This window comes from Deltaproteobacteria bacterium (assembly GCA_019309545.1).
Classification (GTDB): domain Bacteria; phylum Desulfobacterota; class Desulfobaccia; order Desulfobaccales; family Desulfobaccaceae; genus Desulfobacca_B.
Window position 1 is genome coordinate 1 of sequence record JAFDGA010000063.1, and the last position, 4,821, is coordinate 4,821.

Below are 4,821 nucleotides of genomic sequence, written 5' to 3' on the forward strand. Positions count from 1 at the left end.
ATTGCCGGGGCTACCGGGAAATACCGCCCGGATGATAACCTGTCCCTCACCCTGACCTTCCAGGACGGCTCCGTCGGGAATATCATCTATACTGCCAAAGGGCCGAAGTCTTTTTCTCGGGAACGCTTTGAGGTGTTCTGCGAAGACTCGGCGGCGGTAATTGAAGATTTTCGCCGGGCCTTGTTGGTCCAGGGCGGGCGGACCCGGCACCTCAAGAAATTCTCCATGGATCTGGGCTATACCGGCGAACTGAAGTTTTTTTTAACCGCTGACGGCGCTCACCCTGATCACCGCCAGCTATTTAACAGTTATGTAGCTTCGACCCGGGCCACCATGAAGGCCAAAGAGTCTTTCCTGAGCGGCCGGATAATAGAATTTTAGGGACCACTCGTTTCTGAACCGGATACTTTTTTATCCCCGTATTTTTCGCTAATAATCCCTGGTGTCCTGAAAAATCTCTTCCTGGCCGCCGGGTACAATCAAAAAGCTCCGCTCTTGCAGATCGGTTTTGCCAAGCATAAGCCCAGAAAATCGTTAACTCAGCCCAGCCGAACGGCTTAAAACTTCCCGACTACCCGATTTTATTCCGCACAGTAACCCGGATTTAAGAACAACCCATGCTTAAAGTCTTCAATCTTCCCGTCTCCAAATGGAAATTGTTGCTTCTGGCCGGTGATCTGGTGATTTTCTGGGTCTCGGCGCTGCTGGGCTTGCTGTTCAATCCCATGCTGAATGAGGCCCCCTGGAGTTTCCTGCTCGAGCACCGGATTCCCTTACTGGGAATATGTCTGACCTATCTGACGGTGCTCTACATCGGCAATCTTTATGATCACTGCCAGGATTTTCGCCTCTGGAGCAATATCACTGGGATTATGGTTTGGTCTCTGATCGGGACGGTCTTGGTTATCATTCTGTTCTACTTCCCTTTCTCACCCTTTATCGGCCGCCACTGGATGGTCCGGCAGGCCGTGTTTTTTGCGCTCTTGCTGGTGCTATGGCGCTATGCTTTCTCCGCGGTGGCCCTGCCCCAGCGCCTGCAGCAGAAGGTTCTTATCGTCGGCGCTGGCAAGGCCGGCAGCCAGATTCTGGAGGCCCTTCGACGGCGGCACAACAGCGGCTTGGCGGTAATCGGGTACGTGGACGACGATCCCCAAAAACAAGGCACCAAACATCAGGGCCTGCCGGTGTTGGGCAATTCCAGCCAGCTGTCCGAGATAGTGGGCCAGTATAAGGTCAATCTGGTGGTATTGGCCATCACCCATGGAAAGTCCCGGGCCTTGACCAATGCCCTGACCCGCCTGTGCCTGAACGGCGCTCAATTGATCGATATGCCCAGCCTCTATGAATTTTTAACCGGGAAAGTCCCCATCGATCACATTTCCGACCTCTGGCTGCTCTCCAAGGCAATGCATAATCATAAATTTTACTACCGCCAGGCCAAGCGCCTGTTGGATCTGGGGATGGCCCTCCTGGGACTGGCGTTAACCTGGCCGCTGTTCGGGATCATCGCTCTGGCCATCCGATTGGACAGTGCCGGGACGGTGTTCTATCGCCAGGAGCGCCTGGGGCAGGACAGCCGGCCTTTCGAGATTATCAAATTCAGGACCATGGTCCAGAATGCCGAAAAATATGGCCCGCAATGGGCCAGTAGTGCTGATCCCCGCATCACCCGGGTGGGCCGCATTCTCAGGAAGCTGCGCTTGGATGAATTGCCCCAGTTGATCAATATCCTCAAAGGGGAGATGAGCCTTATCGGCCCCCGGCCGGAGCGAGAGGTATTTGTCCGCCAGTTTCAGCAACCGTTAATGAAAGGCCGTAATGAAGGCCCCTCCGCCGCCCCGGGGAGCTGCACCAACCGGTATGAATATACTGAGCAGATTCCGTTCTACAATTATCGGCTGATGGTCAAACCGGGGATCACCGGTTGGGCCCAGGTGATGTATCCCTATTCTTCCTCCCTGGAGCAGACCAGGGAAAAACTGCAATATGATCTCTATTACATCAAAAATATGGGATTTTCCCTGGACCTGGCCATTCTCTTGAAGACGGTGCGGATTGTGCTCTGCGGTCGGGGAATGTGAGGTTGACCGGAAAGAGAGACTATCTCAGGCCGGATTAGACAAATAGGTTATAACCGGAGATCTACCAAGTTTCCAGATTACCCCCCGACTTGTGATAACTGATCGGGAACGACTTCCAAAACTCACAACTCAAGACTAACCGAGGTGAACGCATGTCGCAGACTGAATATCTAACCTCCTATAAGGGCAAAACCGTCCTGGTCACCGGCGGGGCCGGGGCCATCGGCAGCAATCTGGTCCGGGCCTTGGGCGACCTGGGGGCCAAACTGGTCCTGGTCCTGGACGATCTATCTTCGGCAGCGCGATGGAATGTCCCCTCCCTCCCTAATGTGCTGTTTATCGAGGGCAGCATCCTCGATGAGGTGGAGCTGAAGCGGGTGTTCTTCGAAGGCCCGGAGATCGTCTTTCATTTGGCCGCCCTGTTTGCCAACCAGAACTCCATCGACCACCCGGAGACCGATCTTTTGGTCAATGGCCTGGGAACCCTGAAAATGCTGCAATATTCTCAGCTCTCCGGGGTCCGGCGTTTTATCTACGCCTCCTCGGGCTGCTCGATCTATGGCTCGAGCGCGCCCTTGCCGCTGACCGAGGAGTTCATGTCTCTGCACCTCAGTTCGCCCTACCAGATCACCAAGATGCTGGGGGAGTTATACTGCAACTTTTTCCATCATCACTATGAGCTGCCGGTGGTCAAGGCTAGGTTTTTCAATTCCTACGGGCCGGGCGAGGTTCCGGGCCAGTATCGCAACGTCATTCCCAACTTCATCTACTGGGCCCTGCAGGGGCAGCCCCTGCCCATTACCGGCAGCGGCGAGGAGACCCGGGATTTCACCTTTGTCGGCGATATCGTCGATGGTCTGCTTAGGGCCGGGTATTTTGAGGCCGCCATCGGCCAGGAATTCAACCTGGCCTCGGGCAAAGAAACCCGCATTATCGACCTGGCCCAGATGATCAATGTCCAGATCGGCAACGGGGCGGGAATAACCTTTACCGAGCGCCGCAAGTGGGATACCAAACCGCGGCTGTTGGCCTCGGTGGACCGGGCCCAACAACTCATCGGCTACCAGCCCCAGACAACCTTCGAGGCCGGCCTGCAACAGACCATTGCCTGGTTTCAGCAAAACTGGGACCAGATCGCCGCCGCGGCCCGCTTCGGGCCGGGGATAAGTTCGGCGGTGCGGCCACTGTAGTTAAATAATGGAATAAACATGAATAATAGAAAATATTCAGTTAGTGTTCTGAAGAAATTTCCAAACCTTACCGCAATTCATCATATTGAGCCAAACAATACCGTCTGGGCAACTTTTAAAAGAAGCATATTAAGGGGAGACGGCAACATTTGGTCAGAGGTGGCCAAATTTCCTAGATGCTATCCTCGCGACCTATTCGGATTTAGTAGACCAACGGCAAGGGTAATGCGTTCTGATAAATGTAATATCTATGTTAACTCTTCAGGTTATATATTGGGTATTCGGGGAGGCACTGTATATGAAATTGATCTCGCCAATGGCTTGAGGAGATTGTTTGATATCCAAGGTGATTGCGTACTCCACGGTGGCATTAGTGAGGATGCATTAGGATGGTCATACATTGGTGAATATTTTATGAACCCTGATCGCAGGCCTGTTCGTATTTGGCGTGTATCCCCCAATTTGGAAATTTTCGAGGTTGCTTTTGAATTTCCGGCCAAAAGTATTCGCCATGTTCATGGCATCTATCGAGATCCTTTCGTACCTGAAAATCTTTGGGTCACTGTTGGTGATCTTAATGGCGAGTGTTTTTTAGGACGAACGTCTGATCGATTCCGATCGCTAATATTTTTTGGAGATGGGCTGCAATCTTGGCGAGCTGTAAAATTATTCTTTACCGCCAGCCATGTTTGTTGGCTGACAGATAGCGAAGTAACGCCTAATCGTGCCTGTAAAATGGAAAGGGTTTCGGGAAGAATGCAATACGGCCAAGCAATAGATTGTTCGACATGGTACGGGACAACTACAAAAGAAGGGTTACATGTTGCATTCACGACAGTAGAAAGCGGACCCGCTATCAAAAGGAACGAAAGCTGCATCCTTGTTAGTGAAGATGGGTTTTCTTGGGAAGAAATTTATAGCTTTAAGAAAGATTTTTATCGTCCGATTCGGCTTTTCAAAGCAGGGATCATTTTTTCTCCTTCAGGAACTATCACTCAGGATAATTTTTATATAAGTGGAGAAGGGTTAATTGGTTTAGATGGCTGTAGTTTACTATTAAAAATATCCTAATACCCTATTCTTTGTGAAAGGATTTTATTTGGAGATTTTATTTAATTTTATAACTAATATATTTCATAAGAATGTTAATAGGGAAAAGATTATTTATTTTATAAGATCAAGATTAGATTCAGTTTACGCAATGCTTCGAGCTAAAAACCAAATTCCTCTCCCTGCTGAAATAATAGAAGATTTAGTTGCTATTCAAATGATTCTTATTGAGACAAAATTAGTTGATCCAATTCCTATACCTCAGCTCGATCCTCAAGTAATTTCTCCTTCGCTTATTAACCAGGCAAAAGCACTTAATTGGATAGCGGAGCTTTCGGATGGCAAAGTAATTCATAAAGGATACTTACGCGTTGGAACAGGTAAATTTTTAGAGTGGTTAGCTGCATATGGTAACCCTGAGTATAGCCAATTTGTAAAATTAAATGTTGAAATTCTTCTGAGGCATATTGAGACCGTTGCAAAAAGCGTGATTGTCTTTT

Annotated in this window: 5 protein-coding genes; all 5 read left to right on the top strand. The window is 49.8% G+C overall.

Annotated elements, in window-relative coordinates; all coding sequences use genetic code 11:
- The coding region (locus JRG72_11400; protein MBW2135810.1) for a hypothetical protein at positions 1-381 on the top strand (381 nt) is incomplete at its 5' end.
- A gap of 236 nt (positions 382-617) precedes the next feature.
- Complete coding sequence (locus tag JRG72_11405) at positions 618-2,081, top strand: sugar transferase (protein ID MBW2135811.1); 1,464 nt, start codon at positions 618-620, stop codon at positions 2,079-2,081.
- 152 nt (positions 2,082-2,233) lie between these two features.
- Positions 2,234-3,271, top strand: a complete 1,038-nt coding sequence (locus JRG72_11410; GenBank protein MBW2135812.1) for an NAD-dependent epimerase/dehydratase family protein — start codon at positions 2,234-2,236, stop codon at positions 3,269-3,271.
- Positions 3,272-3,289: 18 nt separating this feature from the next.
- On the top strand, positions 3,290-4,342 hold the full coding sequence (locus JRG72_11415) for a hypothetical protein (GenBank protein ID MBW2135813.1): 1,053 nt from the start codon (positions 3,290-3,292) through the stop codon (positions 4,340-4,342).
- Positions 4,343-4,370: 28 nt separating this feature from the next.
- A partial coding sequence (locus JRG72_11420; GenBank protein MBW2135814.1) for a hypothetical protein occupies positions 4,371-4,821 on the top strand: 451 nt, incomplete at its 3' end.

Excerpts from the sequence above, each read along its gene's own strand:
- JRG72_11405 (MBW2135811.1), top strand. The coding sequence starts at position 618 with ATGCTTAAAGTCTTCAATCTTCCCGTCTCCAAATGGAAATTGTTGCTT.
- JRG72_11410 (MBW2135812.1), top strand. The coding sequence starts at position 2,234 with ATGTCGCAGACTGAATATCTAACCTCCTATAAGGGCAAAACCGTCCTG.
- JRG72_11415 (MBW2135813.1), top strand. The coding sequence starts at position 3,290 with ATGAATAATAGAAAATATTCAGTTAGTGTTCTGAAGAAATTTCCAAAC.